This window comes from Acinetobacter sp. ANC 4805 (assembly GCF_022549495.1).
In the GTDB taxonomy this organism is placed as follows: Bacteria; Pseudomonadota; Gammaproteobacteria; order Pseudomonadales; family Moraxellaceae; genus Acinetobacter.
In genome coordinates this window covers 383,618-405,388 of record NZ_JAKZGD010000002.1, presented here as the reverse complement: position 1 = coordinate 405,388, position 21,771 = coordinate 383,618, and the positions used below count along the sequence as shown (strand labels likewise).

General features: G+C 38.2%; 25 protein-coding genes, 1 tRNA gene and 1 pseudogene. 14 read left to right on the top strand and 13 right to left on the bottom strand.

Annotation, left to right across the window (positions count from 1 at the left end):
* Nucleotides 1–6: 6 nt before the first annotated feature.
* From MMP60_RS04545 to MMP60_RS04535, 3 genes are all read right to left on the bottom strand, one after another.
* Nucleotides 7–750 carry a putative DNA-binding domain-containing protein gene (locus MMP60_RS04545; RefSeq protein WP_241335159.1) on the bottom strand — a complete coding sequence of 248 codons (744 nt, stop codon included), beginning with the start codon at nt 748–750 and terminating at the stop codon, nt 7–9.
* Nucleotides 689–1,570 (bottom strand): DUF692 domain-containing protein, encoded by an 882-nt coding sequence (locus MMP60_RS04540; protein WP_241335158.1) that lies wholly within the window; start codon nt 1,568–1,570, stop codon nt 689–691. The genes MMP60_RS04545 and MMP60_RS04540 overlap by 62 nt, the downstream gene beginning before the upstream one ends.
* A 68-nt stretch (nt 1,571–1,638) precedes the next feature.
* Nucleotides 1,639–1,947 (bottom strand): hypothetical protein, encoded by a 309-nt coding sequence (locus MMP60_RS04535; RefSeq protein ID WP_241335157.1) that lies wholly within the window; start codon nt 1,945–1,947, stop codon nt 1,639–1,641.
* A gap of 158 nt (nt 1,948–2,105) precedes the next feature.
* Between MMP60_RS04535 and MMP60_RS04530 the strand changes: the two genes are divergently transcribed.
* From MMP60_RS04530 to MMP60_RS04505, 6 genes are all read left to right on the top strand, one after another.
* A complete protein-coding gene (locus tag MMP60_RS04530) occupies nt 2,106–2,717 on the top strand; it encodes a DoxX family protein (RefSeq protein WP_241335156.1) in 612 nt (203 codons plus the stop codon).
* 198 nt (nt 2,718–2,915) lie between these two features.
* Nucleotides 2,916–4,409, top strand: a complete 1,494-nt coding sequence (locus tag MMP60_RS04525; protein ID WP_241335155.1) for a DUF4331 domain-containing protein — start codon at nt 2,916–2,918, stop codon at nt 4,407–4,409.
* Between the two features lie 15 nt (nt 4,410–4,424).
* Entirely contained in the window at nt 4,425–4,664 is a 240-nt protein-coding gene (locus MMP60_RS04520; protein ID WP_241335154.1) for a hypothetical protein, read from the top strand.
* Between the two features lie 53 nt (nt 4,665–4,717).
* Nucleotides 4,718–5,839, top strand: a complete 1,122-nt coding sequence (locus MMP60_RS04515; protein WP_241335153.1) for a tetratricopeptide repeat protein — start codon at nt 4,718–4,720, stop codon at nt 5,837–5,839.
* A gap of 91 nt (nt 5,840–5,930) precedes the next feature.
* Nucleotides 5,931–8,048: a TonB-dependent receptor gene (locus MMP60_RS04510; RefSeq protein WP_241335152.1), complete on the top strand. Its 2,118-nt coding sequence runs from the start codon at nt 5,931–5,933 to the stop codon at nt 8,046–8,048.
* Between the two features lie 29 nt (nt 8,049–8,077).
* A complete protein-coding gene (locus tag MMP60_RS04505; RefSeq protein ID WP_241335151.1) occupies nt 8,078–8,989 on the top strand; it encodes a hypothetical protein in 912 nt (303 codons plus the stop codon).
* A 38-nt stretch (nt 8,990–9,027) separates the two neighbouring features.
* Here MMP60_RS04505 and MMP60_RS04500 read toward each other — a convergent pair.
* The 6 genes and pseudogenes from MMP60_RS04500 to MMP60_RS04475 form a co-directional block, all read right to left on the bottom strand.
* Nucleotides 9,028–9,254, bottom strand: a pseudogene (locus MMP60_RS04500) (AlpA family phage regulatory protein).
* An 81-nt stretch (nt 9,255–9,335) separates the two neighbouring features.
* Nucleotides 9,336–10,235 carry a hydrolase or metal-binding protein gene (locus tag MMP60_RS04495; RefSeq protein ID WP_241335150.1) on the bottom strand — a complete coding sequence of 300 codons (900 nt, stop codon included), beginning with the start codon at nt 10,233–10,235 and terminating at the stop codon, nt 9,336–9,338.
* Nucleotides 10,236–10,363: 128 nt separating this feature from the next.
* The gene (locus tag MMP60_RS04490) at nt 10,364–11,491 is read right to left on the bottom strand and encodes a lambda-exonuclease family protein (RefSeq protein ID WP_241335149.1); all 1,128 of its coding nucleotides are present in this window, start codon (nt 11,489–11,491) and stop codon (nt 10,364–10,366) included.
* Between the two features lie 142 nt (nt 11,492–11,633).
* Nucleotides 11,634–11,906, bottom strand: a complete 273-nt coding sequence (locus MMP60_RS04485; protein ID WP_241335148.1) for a hypothetical protein — start codon at nt 11,904–11,906, stop codon at nt 11,634–11,636.
* Between the two features lie 225 nt (nt 11,907–12,131).
* On the bottom strand, nt 12,132–13,181 hold the full coding sequence (locus MMP60_RS04480; protein WP_241335147.1) for a DUF932 domain-containing protein: 1,050 nt from the start codon (nt 13,179–13,181) through the stop codon (nt 12,132–12,134).
* A 39-nt stretch (nt 13,182–13,220) separates the two neighbouring features.
* Entirely contained in the window at nt 13,221–13,454 is a 234-nt protein-coding gene (locus tag MMP60_RS04475) for a hypothetical protein (RefSeq protein WP_241335146.1), read from the bottom strand.
* 511 nt (nt 13,455–13,965) lie between these two features.
* Here MMP60_RS04475 and MMP60_RS04470 point away from each other — a divergent pair.
* The 5 genes from MMP60_RS04470 (at nt 13,966) to MMP60_RS04450 (ending at nt 15,725) form a co-directional block, all read left to right on the top strand.
* The gene (locus MMP60_RS04470) at nt 13,966–14,106 is read left to right on the top strand and encodes a hypothetical protein (protein ID WP_241335145.1); all 141 of its coding nucleotides are present in this window, start codon (nt 13,966–13,968) and stop codon (nt 14,104–14,106) included.
* A gap of 75 nt (nt 14,107–14,181) precedes the next feature.
* On the top strand, nt 14,182–14,460 hold the full coding sequence (locus MMP60_RS04465; protein WP_241335144.1) for a hypothetical protein: 279 nt from the start codon (nt 14,182–14,184) through the stop codon (nt 14,458–14,460).
* A gap of 9 nt (nt 14,461–14,469) precedes the next feature.
* Nucleotides 14,470–14,619 (top strand): hypothetical protein, encoded by a 150-nt coding sequence (locus MMP60_RS04460; protein WP_241335143.1) that lies wholly within the window; start codon nt 14,470–14,472, stop codon nt 14,617–14,619.
* A 49-nt stretch (nt 14,620–14,668) separates the two neighbouring features.
* A complete protein-coding gene (locus MMP60_RS04455) occupies nt 14,669–15,094 on the top strand; it encodes a hypothetical protein (protein ID WP_241335142.1) in 426 nt (141 codons plus the stop codon).
* 109 nt (nt 15,095–15,203) lie between these two features.
* Entirely contained in the window at nt 15,204–15,725 is a 522-nt protein-coding gene (locus MMP60_RS04450; protein WP_241335141.1) for a hypothetical protein, read from the top strand.
* A 138-nt stretch (nt 15,726–15,863) separates the two neighbouring features.
* On the opposite strand, the gene MMP60_RS04445 is transcribed toward MMP60_RS04450, so the two are convergent.
* Complete coding sequence (locus MMP60_RS04445; RefSeq protein WP_241335140.1) at nt 15,864–17,156, bottom strand: hypothetical protein; 1,293 nt, start codon at nt 17,154–17,156, stop codon at nt 15,864–15,866.
* Nucleotides 17,157–17,246: 90 nt separating this feature from the next.
* Between MMP60_RS04445 and MMP60_RS04440 the strand changes: the two genes are divergently transcribed.
* The 3 genes from MMP60_RS04440 to MMP60_RS04430 all read left to right on the top strand — a co-directional run bounded on the left by MMP60_RS04440 (nt 17,247) and on the right by MMP60_RS04430 (nt 19,858).
* Nucleotides 17,247–17,486, top strand: a complete 240-nt coding sequence (locus MMP60_RS04440) for an AlpA family phage regulatory protein (RefSeq protein WP_241335139.1) — start codon at nt 17,247–17,249, stop codon at nt 17,484–17,486.
* Between the two features lie 209 nt (nt 17,487–17,695).
* Nucleotides 17,696–18,835: an inovirus-type Gp2 protein gene (locus MMP60_RS04435; RefSeq protein WP_241335138.1), complete on the top strand. Its 1,140-nt coding sequence runs from the start codon at nt 17,696–17,698 to the stop codon at nt 18,833–18,835.
* 24 nt (nt 18,836–18,859) lie between these two features.
* Nucleotides 18,860–19,858: a hypothetical protein gene (locus MMP60_RS04430; protein ID WP_241335137.1), complete on the top strand. Its 999-nt coding sequence runs from the start codon at nt 18,860–18,862 to the stop codon at nt 19,856–19,858.
* 193 nt (nt 19,859–20,051) lie between these two features.
* Here the strand turns inward: MMP60_RS04430 and MMP60_RS04425 are convergent.
* From MMP60_RS04425 to MMP60_RS04415, 3 genes are all read right to left on the bottom strand, one after another.
* A tRNA-Ser gene (locus MMP60_RS04425) sits at nt 20,052–20,141 on the bottom strand.
* A gap of 180 nt (nt 20,142–20,321) precedes the next feature.
* Complete coding sequence (rimI, locus tag MMP60_RS04420) at nt 20,322–20,780, bottom strand: ribosomal protein S18-alanine N-acetyltransferase (RefSeq protein WP_241335136.1); 459 nt, start codon at nt 20,778–20,780, stop codon at nt 20,322–20,324.
* Nucleotides 20,781–20,874: 94 nt separating this feature from the next.
* On the bottom strand, nt 20,875–21,759 hold the full coding sequence (locus tag MMP60_RS04415) for a metal-dependent hydrolase (protein WP_241335135.1): 885 nt from the start codon (nt 21,757–21,759) through the stop codon (nt 20,875–20,877).
* Nucleotides 21,760–21,771: the final 12 nt, after the last annotated feature.

The window sequence follows — 21,771 nt, the reverse complement described above, 5'->3', positions numbered from 1 at the left end:
TCCTTATTATGGTAATTCAAGGTTGTTTAATAATCGCAACTGAGTTAATAACATTATTAACTCATCGAGTTGCACATGTGTTTCTTGTTCAGATAAATCAGGAATGACCGATTGTATTAAGTCATAAAGCTCTATTTCTGAGTACGGTTTAAAACTGAGTTGCTCAATTAACATGGCAAATAAAGGCGATAAAGTTTCCACACAGACCTTATCCTGATCATCCCTCCAAACCATAATAGCACTTGGTATTGGTTCAATTTGGGCAAATGTGGTCGCGGTTGTCCAACGATAAACGGGATACTGATAAACTAATACCCAAACTTTCTGTGTTAGCTGCCATGTTGTACTTTGTGTCAATCTAATCTCTTCGATTTCCACCGTATCTAAATACAACTCAAGCCATTCAAACTGCAATAGCTCTTCTAACCAAGGATATTCTTGTAAAATAGGATGCTGATGATCTGCTAAATATTCTCTAAATTGCAGAGAAATATCATTATATAAAGGTGACTGACATTTTGCTTTTTGGAAAAACGCTTGCAATAACGATTGCCACTGAGCTTCGGGTAAAATAGAACGAGCCACTGGATAAACCAAATTTATAAATGAGCAAACATTATTGAAGAGCAAATCTCGATAGATCTGCATTCGTTCAAGAGGAAATGTTGGTATTTGCTCTATATCTGGCTCACGAATCCAACGACAAAACTGCTGCTGAGTCATTTGGAACGTGCTTTTCTTGACCGTCATAACCTCGCTCCTGTTCCTGCTGTTGAATTTTTTTGATAGTGGCAAGTTCATATTCTAACTGTTGCCATGATGGAATATTAAAATCCCTTTCAAGTAAAGTCGGCTTTACTCCGCAAATTTGATACGTGTATTGCAATAATTCCCAAACAGGATCACAGATTTCTGCTCCGTGGGTATCTATCAATAAGTTTTCACTTATTTGTTCATGACCCGCGATATGTAAATAACGAATCCGTTCTTTGGGCATAGCTTGAATAAATGCATATCCATCACTCCCATGATTCATACTATTCACATAGACATTATTTACATCGAGAAGTAATTCACAGTCTGCCTGTTCAATCACCTGCCGTACAAATTCAGCTTCCGTCATTTCTGCGTTTGGCATCAGATAAGTTGAAACATTCTCAATCACCAATCGCTGCCCTAAAATATCTTGAACACGCAAAATACGCTCAGCCACGTATTTGACAGCCTCTTCGGTCATTGGAATCGGAAGCAAATCATATAAGTAACCACCATCATGGGTATAACTTAAATGTTCTGAATAAATGGGAACTTGATATTGCTGTAAGAATATTTTGACCTGTTTGATAAATTCAATATTGAGTGGATGAGGACCACCAATAGACAAGGAAAGTCCATGGCATAATAAAGGGGCTTTCTCAACACATTGTGCTAATAACTTCGCATGTCGACCACCAAAGCTCATCCAGTTTTCGGGAGCAATCTCAATAAAATCAGGATGAGTTTCTGCTCTTAAAAACGTATCGATAAAGTCACGCCTTAAGCCTAGACCAACTCCAGCCAGTGGAACCATGTTGCTCTTCCTTATTGAAATGATGTCGACAAGTTAAGCTTGATCGACATCATTCATTACGATATTGATTACTTGGCGCCACATTTCCCATCAGCGACTTTTTTGTCTGCTCCACATTTTGCATCAGTCGCTTTTTTGGCGGCTCCACATTTACCCTCTGCTGTTTTTTTCTCAGCACCGCATTTTGCTTCTGCAGACTTCTGTTGTTTCTTAGCCTTATTTGCACCACACTTGGCTTCACCACATTTGCCATCTGTTGCTTTAGTGGCATGCGCTTCAGTTGTTGTTGTCGTAGCTGCGGCAGACACCTGCGTCGCACTTACTAAAGATAGAGCCAATAATGCTGCAACTGATGTCATTGAGTTTAACTTATTCATTTTTCTATTCCTTTAAGATCACTTCGAGATTTGTACTGAGGTACATACTGTTAGACGGACTAAATCACGATTTATTACAGTTCAGAAAAAAAATTATGTAAGAAACTGGACATTCACCCGACTAATAACTATTCAATAGCAACTCGCGTGAAATTATCATGAAGAAGATCATTTATTCCTTCGCACAACATTATCAAAAAATGTGTACAGCAATAAAACATTTCGATGGAATTGCTGCACTTGCGCTCAGACTCTTTTTAGTCCCTATATTCTGGATGGCTGGCACAAATAAGCTGATGCATTTTCAAGATACTGTAGCGTGGTTTGGCAATAGTGATTGGGGATTAGGCTTACCATTCCCAACGCTCATGGCTGCATTAGCAACATCAACTGAACTCGTTGGCGCAGTTTTATTAGGATTGGGGCTAATGACACGTCTGATCAGTATTCCACTCATCATGACCATGCTCGTTGCGATTGTAACAGTACACCTCCCCAATGGTTGGCAAGCAATTGCTGATTCAAATGCGCCTTTTGCAAATGTACAAGTACTTGCTTCTGCTGAAAAATTAGAAAAAGCACGTGAAATTTTAGAAAATTATGGAAACTACGAATGGCTGACCTCAAGCGGGTCATTTGTGATTCTAAATAATGGAATTGAATTTGCAGTGACCTATTTGGTGATGCTGTTGGCTTTGATTGTTCTAGGTAGTGGACGTTATATTAGTCTGGATTATTGGATAAGCTATTATTTATCGAAAAAGCACTAAAAAGAATGAGTATGTCAATAATTTAAAAATGGATCTGTCATCATGATGATGTCGGATCCATCACAAAAAATTCACCATTGAATAAGTATAACTATTAAGAGTCTTATATTGATCTAAATTCATATAAGGAAATTATAAGACGAATAACCATTAATCAAAAAAATATACCCAAGATCAGTATGGTCAAGGAGATACAAAATGGACTCTCGCCTACTTTTAGCAATTATGCTAAGTAGCCTTAGTGTGACATCATTCGCTTCAAGCCATCGCGAAGCTCCCTCAATCACTAAAATGCCCAAGGTGGATGCTACAGATTTTTATATGTTTAAAAGTTATGAATCTAGCCGCAGTAATTTTGTAACGCTACTTGCTAACTATCAACCTCTACAAGATGCTTATGGCGGTCCCAATTACTTTTCTCTAGATCCCAAAGCACTTTATGAAATCCACATCGATAATAATGGTGATGCGCAAGAAGATATTACCTTCCAGTTTAAATTTAATCAGGAGTTAAAGGATTTACAAGTCCCGGTTGGCGGAAAAAATATTTCTGTTCCCTTATCCAACATCGGTAAAATAACAAACGATAGTAGTTCAGCACAGAATACAGCTGAAACATTTACAGTTACCATGATTAAAGGTGATCGACGTAAAGGTGAGAGAAGTGTTCTAGGTACGTTTAAAAAACCCTTCGATAATGTTGGCAACAAATCTATTCCCAACTATCAATCATATGCTGATAGTTTTGTCCAAAATGTGAGTTTTGGCAGTTGTGGCATTGGTAAAGTTTTTGTGGGCCAGCGCCAAGATCCTTTCGCAGTCAATCTCGGTGAAGTATTTGATCTAGTGAATATTAAAATCCCTGCTACTCAACTTGCACCATCTGGAGTAAATGCTGAAGATCAAGGCTTAAATACAATTGCAGACAAAAATGTCACTACAATTGCTTTGGAAGTTCCCCAATCCTGTTTAGTGTCTACAAATGAAAATGTCATTGGTGGCTGGACAACAGCTAGCTTACCCCAAGCCACCTTACTCAATCCTAATCCTGATAGCAATTTAAACAGCACCACGAAAGTAGGAGGTGCTTGGACTCAAGTTTCACGTTTAGGTATGCCACTCGTTAATGAAGTCGTGATTGGTTTAAAAGATAAAGATAAATTCAATGCGAGCAAACCCTTAAATGATGGGCAATTTGCAGACTACGTCACCAACCCTGCCCTACCAACTCTCATCGAAGTTTTATTTAAAGATGCCACAGGTGGAGCCGTTGTTGCACCAACAAACTTTCCACGCACTGATTTAGTTAATGCTTTTCTGTTAGGTATTCCAGGATTGAATCAACCCAAAAGTGTCAAAGCATCTGAAATGCTCCGCTTAAATACGGCAATTGCTCCTGCAGCTAAAGACAAACAAAACCGTTTAGGTGTGATCGGTGGAGATACTGCTGGCTTTCCGAATGGACGTCGTCCCGGTGATGATGTCGTTGATATCGAACTCCGCGTTGCAATGGGCTTACTGTGTACGATTGATGGCGTAAATACTGCGGTTGGCTGTAAAGCGAGTGATGCGAAAGCAGGAGGAATAGGCTTTACTGATGGAGCTCTACAATCACCTCAACAATTCGGTACTGCTTTCCCATACTTAAACACTCCAGTAGCAGGCTCTCCATCTAATACAGCTAGCAAATAATTAGGAGTAGTCACCATGAGAAAATTTATTTTGCTGTTCATGGTTGGTATTGGATTAAGTGGATGCGGTGGTAATGACAATAATTCAAAACCGAATAATAACAACCAATCTCAAAATGATCCGGTTCTTAAAGAAACGTTGTCATTAACCAATCAACCTCAAAGTAACTACGAACAGTCTGAACCTAAAAGTCTTACTGAGATTTCAGAATCTACTATAGATAACAAATCAGAACCAGTTGCAGTGAAATTTTAAGAAAAAAGCTCTTAGTTTAATCATTTACTCTAAGAGCTTTTTGGGAGTTTTAAATGTTAATCCGCCAGTTAACCGTTTCAATTGTAGTATCACTCTACTTAAACACAGCTTCAGCTCACCCAAAACATCATCATGAAGAATCTTCATCGAGTTCTGAACATCCAAATTATTCAGCAATGTTAAAAAACAATCATAATGATGAACTTAGAAATCAAATCGTTAATGTCTTACTTGAAAAAGCTTATTCAAAAGGCGATGGTGCGTTTTTAGAACAAGCTGAAGATTTAATGAAATCAAGCTTCAATTCATCAGACACCGAAAATAAATTGTTAGAAACTCGACTCGCTCAAGCAAATCATAATTTCAGTAAAGCAGAAACAATACTTAATGACGTTTTAAAAAAAGACCCTAAAAATTATGATGCAATTTTACAACTAGCAAATATATATAGATTACAAGGTCAATTTAATCAATCACTTAAACTATGTTATCAATTAGATCAACAAAGTGTGAAACTTTATCAAGTTGGTTGTGTTTTGCAAGTGGATGCAATGACAAAAAATATTTCTGAAATAAAACCTAGAACAAATGAACTTCTTCAAATGGCCCCAAGGCTAAATAAAAATGATCAGCAATGGCTAGGTAATATTATGCTGGAAATAGCGACCAGATTTAATGATCCAACTCTTGCGAGCCAATCTATTCCATTACTTAATGTAGATAATTTACCCAACGCTCTTGCTAAATCCAATTGGTATATTTCTCAACAAGAATATTCAAATGCAATCAAAATTCTCACACCATATCGTTATCATGATGGCGCGTTATATCGAATTATTTTAAGCAAACAGAAACTAAACGATCCTCTTGCAGAAAAAGACCTAAATGAACTAACCCAAAGAGTACAAAACCTACTCGACCATAAAGATCACATCCATCTCAGAGAACAAGCTCAATTCCTATGGGTTTCAAAAAAATATGATGAAGGTTTACACATAGCTGCCAAAAATTGGAATATGCAAAGAGAAAATGATGATTTTGAGGTCTATGCTGCCCTTGCACTTGATAGTAAGAATCGTGAAAGCACAGAAAAATTATTAAATTGGAGTAATGAGACTGGCTATCAAAACCCGACCTACATTCAAAAATTAAAACAAATGTTGAAGCAACTCTAAATCTAAATTTGATAAACAACTGAAAACATGAAATTAGCAGTGATTTCATGTTTGCGAAATCAAGAAAATTTATAAAATTAATGGAATAAAAATGAAAAAAAGAATTTTGTATTGCTTGTTGATAGGAAGTAGTCATTTCTATTTAGGTCAGCTTACTCATGCCGGAGGCGAACTTACAACAACACTTCCTACAATTAAAATAACAGCATCATCAAATTCTGATAGTGCATTTGGAGTCGCATTTACTTCATCTCAAGGAACAATATCAAAAGAACAAATTGAAACTCGACCTTTATCACGTCCAGCAGAAGTTCTAGAGACTATTCCTGGGGTCATTGTGACTCAACACAGTGGTAGTGGTAAGGCAAATCAATATTTTCTGAGAGGTTTTAACTTAGATCATGGAACTGACTTTGCAACATCATTTGATGAACAACCAATTAACATGGTGAGTCATGCTCACGGTCAAGGTTACACAGACTTAAATTTTCTAATCCCCGAACTGATTGAATCGATTCAATATCACAAAGGAGCAGTATCGATTGATGATGGTGATTTTGCATCAGCAGGTACAGCAAAAATTTCGAGTATCCATTCTCTAGATAATCCTTACGCACAAATAACGTTAGGTAATCACAATTTACTTAGATTTTTAGCCGTTGGAAACGTAGTTCTTCGTGACGGGGAATTAATCGGTGCAGTTGAAAACATCAACAGTGACGGACCTTGGGTTAATCCTGAAAATCTTTCAAAACAAAATCTATTCTTAAAATATTTCACTGGTGACCATGATAAAAATCAAGCAATCAGCTTCCAACATTATCAAGCACGATGGGATGCCACTGATCAAATTCCAGAGCGACTGATTGAAAGCGGTGAACTTAATCGCTTTGATAGCTTAAATAACAGTGATGGTGGTAAGTCTGCTCGGACTGCTATTTGGTATAATGCTAAAAATTATGAGAAAACGAAATACTCAACAATCTCCTCTTATGCTGTATATAACAAACTTAATCTATTTTCTGACTTTAGTTATTTTTTAAATGATCCAGTCCATGGAGACCAGTTTGAGCAAGCTGAAGAACGGACAACACTTGGATTTAAATTTCAAAAAGGTTTATTAAGTGAATGGTCAAGCAAAGAGCTTTTAAACTCGTTTGGATCATCTCTTAGGTATGATTATATTAATAACTTAGGTCTTTACCAGACACAAAATCGGCAGCGTTTCAACACTATAAGAAATGATGATGTAAAGCAATTGTCTATCGGTCTATGGGGACAAAATCAAACGACATGGCAACCTTGGCTAAAAACTATTTTAGGCGTTCGTGGTGATTTTTATTCTTTTGATGTAAATTCTGATAAAGAAGAAAATAGTGGTCATAAAACTGATCATATTTTCAGCCCTAAAATGAGCATAATTTTAGGTCCGTGGGAGAATATTGAGTATTACATTAATTATGCATATGGCTTTCATAGCAATGATGCAAGAGGAACTACAACTCACTTAAACATTGACCCTCGTGATAGTAACTATTTAAAACCAACTCTCCCCGTTTCTCCATTGGTAAGAACAATAAATTCAGAACTGGGATTAAGAGCAAAACTTGTACCTGAACTCACATCAACAATAGCTCTATGGCAACTTGATTCAGATTCAGAACTGGTATTCATCGGCGATGCTGGTACGACAGAAGCAAGTAGACCAAGTAAAAGACAAGGTATCGAAATTTCACAATTCTATCAACCAACAGATGCTTGGATTATCGATCTAGATCTGGCTTGGTCAAAAGCAAGATTTAAAAATGAAAATTCGGAAGGAAATCATATTCCTGGGGCAATAGAAAAGACCATAGCTGCTGGATTTACTTATAAACTGAATGACCAAATTAATTTTGGAGGACGTTTACGCTACTTTGGTTCTCGCCCTTTGATTGAGGATAACTCAGTTCGTTCCGATTCATCAACTTTAGTTAACTTACAAGGCAGCTATCAATTTAATAAAAACTTTCTAGCACAAGTTGAACTCTTTAATGTGTTCGATCAAAAAACGAATGATATCGAATACTACTATGCATCATGCGCTCGTCAAGATCTCAGTGAGCCTACATGCTCACCTAACTCTTCAGAACGTGAAGGAATTTATGATAGGCATATCCATCCTACTGAGGGAAGAAACCTCAGAATGACCTTCCGCTATTTATTCTGACCTGAGCGATAAATGCTGAGGAGAAAAATATGTTGTCTCAAAATAAACTCAATATTTCACAGAGCGCATTTCTCTTTAGCATTATCATGCATGTTTTTATTGTAATCCTACTTTTAAATTTTGCAGTTGAAAAAAACGATCATATAACTTCAAATATAAAGATTACGTTAATTTCGGCATCAAGTGTAAATCATAAAGATGCAATGTTTTTGTCTTCAAAAGATTCCCAAACAACAGCAACAATCGATCAACCTCAACCTCAACCTCAACCTCAACCTCAACCTCAACCTCAACCTCAACCTCAACCTCAACCTCAACCTCAACCAATCAGTGAAACAATATTTAATAGTACAGTACCAGCAAATACATCAACAGAAAATCAAGTACCAGATTTCTTTAGTATCGATGAGCATTTAAATTCATCAAAAATTGAACATACTTATGACCCGCTCTTGGATGCACAAAATAGAGCAAAAAAAGCTATAAAAGAAGCAAAAGACGTATCAAATCTTTATCAGTCAAATATCAAACCGATGGAAACTGACTTCTTAGAAAAGAACCAATTATCTTCTTTAAAATTAGAAACTGACTCATTCAGTTTTTACAAAGTTGAAGTTATTGACACACCAAAGGATTTTGAACGTTATTCTTCTTTAATTCATGTCTCTAAAGCCCCCCGATCAAGTGAAGAAGAAATTAAAATTAATCAACTTACTGAACAACTTACAAAACTACTTCATAACAATAACGTAGGTGTAATCAATCAAACTATTGAATTTACTATAGATCCAGCTAATCGAGTAATTCTTATTAATCTTTCTTCAGATGCATTAAAAATGCATCATAATCTCAAATCATTATTAGCAAACATATCTTTTGATGCAATTCTAATGGATAGCAATCTGAATGAAGAACCTTATTCTTTTGTTGTTAAAGTTTAATTTTCAACATAAAAAAAGAGAGTTAAAAAAACTCTCTTTTATCTTTGGGCTATTTTGGATTCAATCCAGATATGATCTCTACAGCTAGCCAACCCACTCGATTTGAAGATAGCTTAATTTGTTTAGGAAACGTAGAATCATAACTAACATTTTTAGGATCGAGCATATTGTAAGTTGTTGCACGACCTAATCTTTTGATTTGCATGACATCTTTGAGATTCAATATTTGATTCATCTGAAAAGTTTGACCTGTGAACGCATTCATGATGATTTCTCCTAATCATTGATGCGAGCGGGGATTCGCTCAGATGATAGGTATTTCCAGTAAAATTTCACTGGGCTTCAGCTAATTCAAAGCCTGTACACTCCCCTGCAACCCTTTCTGAAGATCTTGAACATGAGTGAGATCATGCGTTTGCTGATGCTCTGTTTTAGATTCATCGCTGTAAAACTCATCAACAATATCCAAACCCTCTTCACCTCCCACCTCAAATCGTGCATTGCCATAACCCTGCCGTGCCACATGATCCAATGCCTCCTGATAAAATCCTGCTGCTTTGCTTTGTTCATCGATCTGCTTGGCTGAACTAATCGCATCTTTCAGGTTTGTGCCATCACGTAAAGTTAAATCCACGTAGTAGATCGGGGTACGGTAACTTTGTGTTGTACTTTTACCTCGTAAAGTGAGCTGCAATGGCAAACAAGAAAGTAAGTCACCCGATGCTGCGTGATAGTAACGAAGTCGAGCTGCCAAAGTGCGGATGCTGTTAAAACCTGTAGTTCTAAAGATGAATGTGCCAAACTCATCTGATTCATCTAAATTGACGTAGAGTCTGCCATAGGGTTTGCATAAGCCGCCTTGAGCCAATGGACATAAATCAGGGGATGGACATGGATGTTGTTCAATGCCATTTTGTCCAAGTCGCTGACAGCTTTCCCCATTTCCTGAACAAATTAATCGTCCTGTTTGTCGATCAAATAGACTGTACTCTGCCCGAAGATTCAGTTCAGGGTCATTGAAGATCATACGGACTGGAATGCTTCTGAGTTTTTGGTTTTGATTCGGTGCTTTAGCACGTAACTGTTCATCCAGTGGATGTTTAACCCAACCATCCTTGTTCTGGATTTGGCTAGTAATGGTAAATTGATCGTCCTTTTCAGGCAGTCGTTTGCCATTCTTTTCGATGATCTTACCAATGCTGATACGACCTAAAACGGGTGGTGTAATTGCTAAACCTTTAATCATGGTGGTGTCCTCTATATAGATAAATAAATAAGTATTGAATGGGTTCAATAAAATTTAGGGCATAAAAAATCCCATACCTGTTGAGGTATGGGATCTGTTGATTTGGGTAGTGGATTTCGGTATCTCTCTTATCCACCATTCGGATAAATCTGAAAGCGCCGTGTGCCTACTTTGGTTTGCGGAAACTGTTGCAGGTATTCAGGATGTTGTTTCAGTAAGGATTTGCTGTCTAGGCTGATGGAATCCTGTGATTTCTTCCAAGTGACAGAACCGCCCGTAAACACTGCTCGTTCTGCCTCTTTCATCATCATTTGTAATTGATGTTTGAGTTCATCGAAATACTGTTGGTGTTGTTCAACCTTCTGTCGTTCTTCTAACAACTGGTTAAATAGATAGTTGGCTTGTTCATTTTGAGTGAGATCTTCCACCAGTAATGGCGTTTGTGCTGGGTAAAGTTGCTGCAAGGCTTTAGCTGCTGAATCAGAGGCATCGACACTTGGCGGAATGCCTGTTTCGACACATTGCCAGAAGTGGCGTTCGGCATTAATGATGTGCTGAATCACGGTTTCGTTACGTGTCACCTTATAGATTTTAGTTTCATGTCCACAAATCAAGGCACAGATATGCGCTGCCTGTTTACCTGTCACCGCCAGTTGATGTTGGACTTGGCAGAGCACATATAAAGGCACACCATCTCGCCATAATTTTGCACCATATTCACCTACGGTTTTACATTCCAAGATTTGAACTTCATCATTGCCCACCACGGCATAATCCAAATTCGCCAACATAAAATATTTATCTTCATCGGGATGCTGTAGCACTGCATTGACTCGACGCACCTTATTATTCGTGTGCATGCTGTAGTATTCCGCCACCAAGGGTTCTAACTGCTTGCCCCAGTACAAAGGTGCGTAGCCTGCACTTTCATCCTCGATGTTCTGTTGCATCCGACCTGTTTTGATCATCCATAGTTCTAGCATCGACATATAAGGATTCAGTCCACATGCCGTAGCAGCATCACTACTGCCAATGCCCTGTTTTCGGACTTCTAACCATTGCTGGTAATTCATCTGTTTAGTATTAGCAAGACGTTTCGCTACAGGAGCTTTGGTTTTGCGTGGTTGCGTATTCGGTCGGTCACGTTTGTTTCGAGTTCCGACTTCAACCTGTTGAGTGGATTGATTTAAATTGGGTGAATAAGGTTGTAACGGTGGATGATTTAAAGTGTTTTGAATTTGAGTATTCATATTCATTAGAAATATTCCTGTATCAGTAAAATCGTAAAAGCTGAATTTTGGGCATAAAAAAAGCCACATTTGGGGAAATGTGGCAAAAAAGTGAATCTTGATTTTGAGGATGTATTTATCCTAAATACGTCCTCTCTCGGTTGAACATCTAACTTTTGGCGATATTATTGAGCAACTCGGGTTCTAACATAAAAAAGTCTTTGCCAAAGTGCTCTAAAGCCAAATCGGATACATTGATCTGATATTCAATATCTCTATTTAAAAAGCTTTGTGACTTTTGGATGGAGCGTTCCCAACCAAAGGTCTTGCCACACTGGGTGAGCAAGTATTGATAGACTTTTGCATCATTGATCCTTAATACGAATGCATCATCGGCTAACTGTTGAATTGAGACATTTTTAGAATATTGCACGTCAATCATGATCTACTCCCTAGAATAAATGACCAAGTGAATAACAGTTATCATTATAGAAAATTGATCCGATTTCAATCACAAATCTATATTTTTCTATAACTATGAAGAGCTTAGTACATATTTATGGCATAAAAAAACCACATCAGGGGAGATGTGGCAAAAAGTGTCACTGTGCTTCTACAGTGTTACCGTATGCTTAGGCTAATGGAAGCGGCTTAATTGAAACTGAATTTAGGCCATCATACGAAGTGCCTGTTCCAAGCCTCGCTGTTTGATTGCTGCTCCTGCTCCAAACCATGCTGAATCGAGTCGATGGTCAGTACTCATAGCACGACGCTCATGATCTGTGAATTCCGTAATGGCACACAGTAATCCATACGCCGTATCCTTAGCAGAACTCAGTTCAGCCCCTCGCCCATGTCCGTTAAACATGGTCATGACTTTCGACATGGCACGTCCATTCGGCTCGGTTTTATTGTCCGCTTTGGATGGCGCAGCTTGATTTGGCATGGCTGCATTGCGGTAGAACTGAATAATGCCTTCATCCTGTTCTGCTGTACTGAGACTAGTATTGTTAAATACCGCATCAAAGTAAGCTGCCGCTTCCTGTTGCGTCACTTTACGCTGACTCAGTTGTTTCATTTCATACATGTGTTCATCCCATGCACGAACTGAGATCCCCAGCTGCTGTTTAACTTTCTCCGCATCGAACTTGGTACTATGTGGGACTTTAACCACACCTGCACTATTATTCTGTCCCTTAAGTGCAATCGCTAATGTGTTGTTACACACCACGCGGATACTGGTGAATTGGGCTGTGGTAGCAAGTGTGCCATCACAGGCGGTAGCCAATAAAATGTAGCCATTACTGACATCTTTGCCCTTGAGGGCTGAAGTCTGTCCTGTTCGTGCCAATGCCCAGAATTTCTTGCCACCTTTGAGTACACCTGCGGTTTCCAGTTCAAAGCCTGACTGTTCAGTTAGGTCTTTGTAGAAATGTAGAATTTCCATCGGCTGCACTTCCTGAAAGCGTTGGCTCACCACCGACAAGGGTGCATGTGTATCGGAACGATAAAGTACGCGCTGTTCTTCAAAGGGCATAATAATGTTTTGCCCCCGATGGTTCTGAGCCATGTAACTGACATCTGAAGATTCAATCCGCCAATCCATGCCTGCCTGCTGTGCCCAAACTTCTAATGGTTGATTCGGTGTGAGTTGATTACCGAGTCCATGCCAAGGGGTTTGTCCAACGAATGCCATTGTTTCAACTAAATGTGCCATAAGATCTGTCCTTTAATGCTGCTGTAATTAATGTCTTGTTCAGTATTTATGCGTGCTGATGTTAGAACGGGTTTGATCCGCCAATACCAGAATCACCCCACCCAAGGCTGCGCCTGCCACACCACCGAGCATCGGTGAAAAGCCCATCGACTTGGCTAAGCTCATACCCAAAACTGCTAAAGTGGTGGGAGCACTAGCAAGACTGAGTTGCAAGGGTTGTGGTTCTCGAAAGCGAGGGCTATACGATTCTTCTTCTGTATCCAAATACGACATAGTCGTTCTCCAATATTTGAAATGATTGTTTAAAACGTTGTTGCAGGCATCACTAGGGCGCTGCTTGGCGTTAGTTCATTTCAGTAATATGTATTTGAAATATTTTGGAATCGTATGCTTGTTCATTTTTTACTGAGTTGTACAAAACAGCAGGACAAATCGAATTGACCTATGAAATCGTTATGATTATGATGAGCTTGCTGACCTACATCGTCAGTCGGTTTTAGCAGACCGTTCAGCCAAAGCACACTAAAAAGTCTAACTTTTTGGTGGGCGACCCTGCGTCTCCCCCTCTGCGGCGGAACGGGAGGGGGACACCTTCGGGTGTGCTGATCCTTTGGCTATCAGTCTGCTAACCCCTTTTCGTTTCGCCACCATTATTTAGCAGTGATGTGGTGAAACTTCTTTCGTAGCCAAAGGAGTCAATCATGACTGTTTCTTTTTTAGCATTTAGCTGTATTCCAATTCCCTCTCGTTCATTTAAGTCGTACGGCATTTCTTTGCTTCGGCTGTGAAGATTTTTGCGCGTCTGATTTTAATTATTGGTGTAACGATCTGGCTCGGCCCTGCTTTTCTCGGTTTTGTGGCCTTGGTGATCTTGTTCTATATCTTGATGGCATTAGCAGGTTGGAATAAACCACCCCAAGAGTAGATTCAATCTTCGGATCATATTACACCGATCTTATTTTCAGACATCGATCATCCTCTTTTAATGACGAGAATCATCATGTCTCTTTTTTATCATCTGCCCTTTATCGGCATTGCACTGCTGGCTGCTATTTCTATGGCTGGTTGTGAAAGTAAATCTAAACGTGACTTTAATGCAGGCTGTCAGTCTGGTGGAACTGATCGTTCAACCTGCTCCTGTGTCTATGACAAGTTGGAAGCACATTATTCACCGCAAATAATGGAAAAACTTGGTCAACAAAATGTGAGTCAACTCGATCTTCCTCAAGATTTTACTGAGCAAATGCTTCGTGCTGCTCAAGCCTGTCAGTCACGTTAGGAGTACAGCATGCAAATCAAACATTATCTGATCGGGATTTATATCGTGATTGCCCTGCTGTTCTCAGCCTACTTAAAAAGTTGCAGTGCCACAGCAGATCGTAGTTATGCCTATAACTTGGGTAAAGCCATTGTCTGGCCGATCTCAATGTTCAATTAACCGTAATAAACCAATAACTGATTCAACAACAATAATTAGGATTCTTTTTATGAACAAACATATCAATCATTTTTTACAAGCTGGGTCACTCATTATCGGACTGCTCGGAGCAACACTGGGTCATGCGGATGTAGGAAGCATGACTAAAGTCTACAGCAACCCTCAATCAGCACCACAAGTGCAACGCTGTAAAGGTAATAGCAAATGCAATGCCTTTTACGCCTTAGCCAAAGATTGGCAATCTATCCCGAACAACTTCAAGCTTGATGGCATCAATGTCAAATCTTATGCCAAAGATGGCGATGGTTATGGTCTCTGGAAAGGCTTCACTCTAAATTCTGATCGCGCGATTGCTTTAGCAAATGTAGGTGATGCTGTGTTTTTCAAAGGCGGGAGTAGTTCCAAGGCAGATGAGCGTATCTATGCACAAGGTATGGCTGTTCTGCTCTATCTTGAGAATAAGTCAACTCGATAGACATCAGATTCATTAGGTTTAACTTCTGCTCTTCGATCCATTTTCTTGGTCAACGCAAAATATCAAAGTCCTAGGGATTAAAGAGCAGAAAATATTTTAGGAGCTTGTCATGCCGAACATGAAGCCCATACTACTTTCAGCTTTGTTGCTATCTTTGCTGAGTGGATGTAGCCCTTCGCACAAAGCTGAACAGAATAAAGCTGGTCAACAAGATCAAATAGACGTTGACCCAGAAACCAAACGTATTCTTGAGACTGATCTAAGTGAGTTAGAAGTGAGTGTGCCTCAAGCGGATTCTGGCGAACAAGAATCTGTTGAACCCACTCAAGATCCGATTGCTGAGAATCGACCTGTACAAGAAGAGTTTGACATCAAAGTCTATCGTGCTGAATCTCAAGGCACAATGAATGGTTATATCGATAAGATCGATGTCATCTCACTCAATGATGCACCTACAACCATCACAGGCATTCAAGTCAATCGAGGTAATTGTGGGGTAACCAGAATGTACGACTATAGCAACATGCGTTATGGCTCAGTTGCGCTCGCCTATCCACGCTGCAAGGCTGAGTATATTCGTGAAGTCAGTGTCACTACCGCCAATGGTACTTATGCTTATCGTATTCAATAAAGCAGTACATAGGATGTGTAATTCAGTTTTTTAATTACACATCTTTTTTGCTATACACAATGCGATGAACTAGAGCCAAGAAAAAATACATGGCACCTATATTTTGAGCCTATATACCCCATGTGAAAGTTATCTCAACTATTCAGAAACAATGAATTTTTTCATGTGGTTGATATAGTTCACCCTAAAGCTAGCACCGTTGATCAACACCTCATCACTCCGTTTAAAAACCATCTTAAAAGTATCGATTTTACCTTCTTTATTCGTGCCGACAGGCAACCCTCTTCTGCAAAATTCCCTTTCTAAATATTTAAAAAAATCCACATATAAGTCATGTGCAGAAGCATCGGATGATTTTATTTTTTTTGAGGTTTCGTCTTCTGCTGTCATCGAGTGATTGTCAAAATTCAATTTGAAATTATGAAACATCAAACTGGTCATTGCAGATTTTGTAGAATTCTTCTTTTTAGCAAAACTATAAACCAACTTTTGATTGCGAGGTAATGCGGAAAACATAGCCTCTAAAATTTTAGCAATTTGCTCTAGCTGTTCACAATCTTCATTTTCTCTCAATCGAATCCGTTGCTGACGTTCTTCATCATTCATTTCATGATCAATATTTTCACCGAAATAATGCCACTTAATTAAATGCTGCGTATGCTGAAAAATAAATTGTAGAATCGAATCAATCAAAGCAATCGGCTTATGGTTCAAGTCTAGGTAAGCTGTTTCATAAGTTTGACCTTTTACAACTGGTGAATATCTTGCTGAAAAATGTCTTTTTTCTTGAACTGAATTTTTGTAACTTTCGAGTTCAGTAATCGAAGGAATGAAATAAGGTGAGTAATAGGGCAAAAGCTCAATCAATCCTATAAACTCATTTAGAAAATTGAATTCTTTGGGTGGATTTTTTAAAGCTTGATCAAGCTGATGATATTTAAAAAAAATCTCATCAAAATTGTTTTCAAATATTAGCGAATAAATATTATAACTTCTTCTGAATGCACTACGCCGACCTAATTCTATCTCACCAAACTGGTTAACTAAAATCCGATGTATGTCTTTGAATTGGTGACCTATGAGCTCAGGTTTTATTTTGAGTTCTTCAAAAAATAACCCGTCATTTGGTAAAAAATTAAATTGATAATAATTCCAATAATACTGCCGAAATTTATTTATACATTCTTGTATTTTTTGCTCTTTTTCATATTCATTTATATACCCAGATTTTACCCAATCATTCGCTTTCTCTTCTATGTTACTCAAATAATACTTATTTGTTCTCTCGACGATGATCCGATCAACTTCTTGAAAAAATTCACAGTCGTCAGAGCACTCATGCTTAATTTTTTCTCGCACAAATGAGTACATGACAACAAGCCTCATTACGTAGTCAAAGAGTTTTTTTATCTTTTCACGGTTTGAACTCATAGGTGTAACAAAGTAACTAATGGTCTTTACACCTTAGTTCCAGTTAAATCTAATTTCAACGATTTTTTAGACTAACTGGAGTAAAAACTCATGCAATATCAACAACCCGCTACAAATATCCGCAGCATTAAAATGCTCAAACTAAAAGAGGTCATCGCCAAGTGTCAGCTTAGTCGCTCAACCATTTACGCAAAACTTGATGTCAAATCGAAACGGTTTGACCCCGAGTTTCCTGTTCCACGAAAGCTTGGTTCACAAAGTGTGGCTTGGCTTGAGGATGAGATAGACCATTGGGTACTTACACGTCCTGGTACTCGTGCACTGACATAACTTTCATCGCACCTTAACCCGCACTTTTACCGTAATTACCGAGGGACAGTTTCAAAAATTGTCCCTTTAAATCGCTGCATGCCTAAAACGTGACTTTAGGTTTTTTAATTTAATTAAATCTCTATTTAATCAATTAATTAAAGAACTTATAAGTACTAAGCAAGTAGTTAGACAGCACTGCTGTCTATAACCAACCTAAGTGATTCAATATGAAAATTGATGATACCTATCCCAGAAACTATACCGAGCTCACTGTTGAGCAGTCCGAGAATAGTTTTACCATCGTTTCCAATCCAGAAATTGATCAGTGCTTCAGCGCTATCCCTATCTGTATCCATATCATCAATAACGACATTCACCAGCTTTATCAACTCAATGAGCTGAAACGTATTAAACGTGTTTGTGATAAAAAATTAGATGATCTGTTAAAAAGAATGGCACCCTTCATGGAGGTACAACAACCCCCAAGGTTTGATTGTGAACATCGCCAAGTTTTCTCGAAAGCATTCAAAGACGCTGTTGAACCTTACTTACAAGGTTACGATGAGTATGCCTTCTGGCAAAGACAGCCTCCATATACGTACTTCAAGCTAGATAAAGATGGAAATGTTGTTTCTCAAAAAGAGTGGGCTGAATTAGTTAACGATTTGGTCTATGCACTATCTAAATACTTGAATGATCCCTCGTTCAAGCAGAAACAAGCAGAGCGCCAAAGAAAAGCCAAACATCAGTATGAACGCGCTAAACGTTTGGTAGATGCACTTCGAGCTAAATACAGCAAATTGCTCATTTTACGTGTTGATCTTTGCTGGAAGAATCAGAATCTTGATGAACTGAACCTAAAGAAACTTAAGACCACATTAAGTGCTTTTTTGAAGCGATTTCATCATAACCCCGCTTTACCCCAAATTGTTGGCTATATCTGGAAGTTAGAGTTTGGTCAGCAGAAAGGTTATCACTACCACTGTCTGTTTTTCCTTAATGGTAACAAGTATCAAAACGATGCTTATTACGCTGAACAGATTGGATCTTATTGGTGCGAATTCACTCAGGAGCAAGGTTTTTATTTCAACTGTAACCGTAACAAATTGAACTACCGCAACCTCGCTATTGGCATGGCTAAGCATACCGATCAAGCCATGTTCGATAACCTAGATCAGGTCTTGGTTTACATCTGCAAACAAGACCAATTCATTATCGATAAACATTTATCTGAAATTGAAGTCCTTCGAGCATTCCAGACCAGTGCCATTCCAAGATCTAACGACAAGCCTATAGGCCGTCCTAGACACGACTCTCTTTATGAGATCGAAATATCTAAACACATTGAATCAACTACAACATCTTAATTCTTATTGTATGGAGTACAACCTATGTCAGAGATGCTGAATCAATTTGCGAAATACGATGCCTTAGAGCTCATCGGTGGGCGCGAAAACTTACAGTACTATGAGATCATTGAAAACTTGATGACCACAGTGCGAAAAATGGTATTAGCTAAGTCAAAGCCCTTTAAACATGGTAAACACTGTCTTGAGGCTACTGTTGATTACTACAATTTTTATGGGAGCTTATGCTTCCTTTTAGACAATCAGCATACTTTTGGATTGCTGAATGGCTTAAACACCTCACAAAGTATTTCACCGCTTATGAAGTCACTTATCAGCAATATCATGGAAGTAAAACAACTTCATCGTTTAATGCCTCCCACTTGCCTTAGGTCGCTTGATCCTCAACTTTCTCACTCATTCGATAATTATTACACAGGAATTTGGAATAGCCTTCGTGGTTTAGCAAACAGCAATGAATTTAAATCACAGGAGAAGAAAAGAAAGACATTGATTACTAAACAATGCCAAGAAAATACTCGTCATCTTGGTCGACTATTAAGACAGTACAATTCAGTACTAGTCTCACGCATTAGTTTTAAAATTTACCATGAGATTAATGCCCAAGGCTGTGACGTAAGACTACTAGATCAAACAGCGAAACGATTACATCAAAATTTCATCAATCACATTCGTCAAATTAATTTGGACCATATCTTATGCATTCAAAGCCGAATTCAGCGAACGATGACAGGTCAATGTTACGTCAATATTCTTGTTTACGCTAAACCAAATGCAGAAGCTAACTTCAATATTGATTTAGGTCAATTTCGCGATATATACGAAAAAGATTCAATTCAACTTATCACCTTTGCCAATAACTTGCTTAATAAACGCTTTGAACTATTCGCTAAAAGTAACAATTTTAATGAAGTCAATTTCGAGGAATGGAAAGTATTTTTTAAATATATGCTCTATCCTTTGAATCATTACTACTATGAATCAAAGTATATAAAACCATTATTTACCACGACTTTGCTATAAGCTGAAGACAGTTACTAAATCAAGTTTTTAGCCAACCACAGGAATTTCAAACTTGGGAATGTCAAATTCCCAAGTAGCCCTCTAGAGTCCTATCCAATGTAATTAAATCCAAAGTTTGATGAGGGGTAGGTTGAGGGGTAAATACACAGACAAAAAATAAGCCCTTGTAAAAACAAGGGCTTATTTAGATATTTGGCGGAAGCGGTGAGATTCGAACTCACGGAGGACTCACACCCTCGTCGGTTTTCAAGACCGGTGCATTAAACCGCTCTGCCACGCTTCCAATGGCGGCTATCATATAAATAAAAATTCGAATTGGCAAACTATTTATTTAAAATAATGAATCAAACGCTCAAAATAAAATCAACCCACCAAAATTTTAAGTATTTTGAGATTTTTCATAACAAATTAAAAAGAAATGACCAGACTTGTTCATATACTTAATTCCTTGCCCTCTAAGTTATTAGCTAAAAAGTGCTGCAAAATCATCAGTGCATGTTTTGACCATAATCACTGCATGCTCTCTTGAACCATCGGGGTTTGGATAATAATTTTTGCGTAAATCAATTTGATGAAAATCTGTCTTTTCATACAACCGAATAGCTGCTGTATTACTTTCACGTACTTCTAAAAAAATCTGTATTGGATTATTTTTTAATTGTTGGATTGAATGATCCAATAATATATATCCTAGCCCCTTCCCCTGTTGCTTTGGATGAATTGCCATCAATAATAAATTGGCTTCATCCAAAACAGGCTGCAAAATACAGAAACCAACCACCTGATTGGCTTGCTCATACACAGTGCATTGATACGAGGCTAAAGATTCTTGAAACTGTTGCTTCGACCAAGGATGTGTTTGCACTAAACGCTCAATTGCAACAATGCTATCTAAATCGCTTTCTTGCATCAATCGAATCACGGTCTACTACTCTTATAAAATATTGCTGTAGATTATCAGTAATTCGATACAAAATTTGAATAAGAAAATGGGAAATTCTGATTACCCATTTGAATTAACTAAGATTGAAGCCCAATTCGGCACGCCATTTATTCAATAATGCAGTTGTATCATCATCATTTGGATGAAATTTAGGTCTTAAAAATGCCAACAAGGTTGGAATCTGACGTGTCATAAAACCTTTATAACCATACATAAAACTGAGCATGTATTTGGTATCACGCCATGTCAATTTACCATCGGTTTTTAACAGGGTTGCGGTGAAATAGGACTGCGTAATAAAGATTAAGCCCATTGCAATGACTAAAGCTAATGAACGCATAAAATAGGCTTTAAGCCCTTGCCCATACATGGCTTCATACACATCAAAAGCCACTGCTTTATGCTCATTTTCTTCAACGGCATGCCACATCCATAAGTGATACATCGTCTCATCCATGAACATGGATTGAATATTAGGATTACTCAGCAATTCTTCAGCAATGGTTGAAGTAAAGTGTTCTAAAGCACAAGTTCCCGTTAAACCAATCATTTCTTTGGTAAAACCAAACGGCTTTAATAATCTAGCACTTACAGCAACACCATATTGAATGACTTTACCCGTTTGTGCTTCCAATTTACGCACATCATAACCATAAGCTTGAGCAGCTGCATTGAATGCCAAATGCTCTTTAGAATGCATCGCTTCCTGACCAATAAAAGCACTAATTTCTTTCTGTAACCGAGGATCAGTAAGTTTCGGATCATTACGAACTGCACGGGTACTATTCACAAAGAATTGCTCACCTTCTGGAAACAAAGCTGAAAGTGCGGTCATAAAATGTGTTAAAGCAGCATCACCATTTGCCCAATAGCGCGGCACTTCACCAAATTCAAAATCCATTCGGCGTACAGGAAAACTAGCACCAGCTCGATTTGAGATATTGACTTTCGCATTCATAGCTTGTTCTCC

Coding starts and splice junctions, on each gene's coding strand:
- MMP60_RS04460 (WP_241335143.1), top strand. CDS start 14,470: ATGCAAATCAAACATTATCTGATCGGGATTTATATCGTGATTGCCCTG.
- MMP60_RS04540 (WP_241335158.1), bottom strand. CDS start 1,570: ATGGTTCCACTGGCTGGAGTTGGTCTAGGCTTAAGGCGTGACTTTATC.
- MMP60_RS04455 (WP_241335142.1), top strand. CDS start 14,669: ATGAACAAACATATCAATCATTTTTTACAAGCTGGGTCACTCATTATC.
- MMP60_RS04490 (WP_241335149.1), bottom strand. CDS start 11,491: ATGAATATGAATACTCAAATTCAAAACACTTTAAATCATCCACCGTTA.
- MMP60_RS04440 (WP_241335139.1), top strand. CDS start 17,247: ATGCAATATCAACAACCCGCTACAAATATCCGCAGCATTAAAATGCTC.
- MMP60_RS04430 (WP_241335137.1), top strand. CDS start 18,860: ATGTCAGAGATGCTGAATCAATTTGCGAAATACGATGCCTTAGAGCTC.
- MMP60_RS04485 (WP_241335148.1), bottom strand. CDS start 11,906: ATGATTGACGTGCAATATTCTAAAAATGTCTCAATTCAACAGTTAGCC.
- MMP60_RS04545 (WP_241335159.1), bottom strand. CDS start 750: ATGACGGTCAAGAAAAGCACGTTCCAAATGACTCAGCAGCAGTTTTGT.
- MMP60_RS04520 (WP_241335154.1), top strand. CDS start 4,425: ATGAGAAAATTTATTTTGCTGTTCATGGTTGGTATTGGATTAAGTGGA.
- MMP60_RS04480 (WP_241335147.1), bottom strand. CDS start 13,181: ATGGCACATTTAGTTGAAACAATGGCATTCGTTGGACAAACCCCTTGG.
- MMP60_RS04530 (WP_241335156.1), top strand. CDS start 2,106: ATGAAGAAGATCATTTATTCCTTCGCACAACATTATCAAAAAATGTGT.
- MMP60_RS04465 (WP_241335144.1), top strand. CDS start 14,182: ATGTCTCTTTTTTATCATCTGCCCTTTATCGGCATTGCACTGCTGGCT.
- MMP60_RS04510 (WP_241335152.1), top strand. CDS start 5,931: ATGAAAAAAAGAATTTTGTATTGCTTGTTGATAGGAAGTAGTCATTTC.
- MMP60_RS04525 (WP_241335155.1), top strand. CDS start 2,916: ATGGACTCTCGCCTACTTTTAGCAATTATGCTAAGTAGCCTTAGTGTG.
- MMP60_RS04505 (WP_241335151.1), top strand. CDS start 8,078: ATGTTGTCTCAAAATAAACTCAATATTTCACAGAGCGCATTTCTCTTT.
- MMP60_RS04475 (WP_241335146.1), bottom strand. CDS start 13,454: ATGTCGTATTTGGATACAGAAGAAGAATCGTATAGCCCTCGCTTTCGA.
- MMP60_RS04495 (WP_241335150.1), bottom strand. CDS start 10,235: ATGATTAAAGGTTTAGCAATTACACCACCCGTTTTAGGTCGTATCAGC.
- MMP60_RS04415 (WP_241335135.1), bottom strand. CDS start 21,759: ATGAATGCGAAAGTCAATATCTCAAATCGAGCTGGTGCTAGTTTTCCT.
- MMP60_RS04445 (WP_241335140.1), bottom strand. CDS start 17,156: ATGAGTTCAAACCGTGAAAAGATAAAAAAACTCTTTGACTACGTAATG.
- MMP60_RS04535 (WP_241335157.1), bottom strand. CDS start 1,947: ATGAATAAGTTAAACTCAATGACATCAGTTGCAGCATTATTGGCTCTA.
- MMP60_RS04435 (WP_241335138.1), top strand. CDS start 17,696: ATGAAAATTGATGATACCTATCCCAGAAACTATACCGAGCTCACTGTT.
- MMP60_RS04515 (WP_241335153.1), top strand. CDS start 4,718: ATGTTAATCCGCCAGTTAACCGTTTCAATTGTAGTATCACTCTACTTA.
- MMP60_RS04450 (WP_241335141.1), top strand. CDS start 15,204: ATGCCGAACATGAAGCCCATACTACTTTCAGCTTTGTTGCTATCTTTG.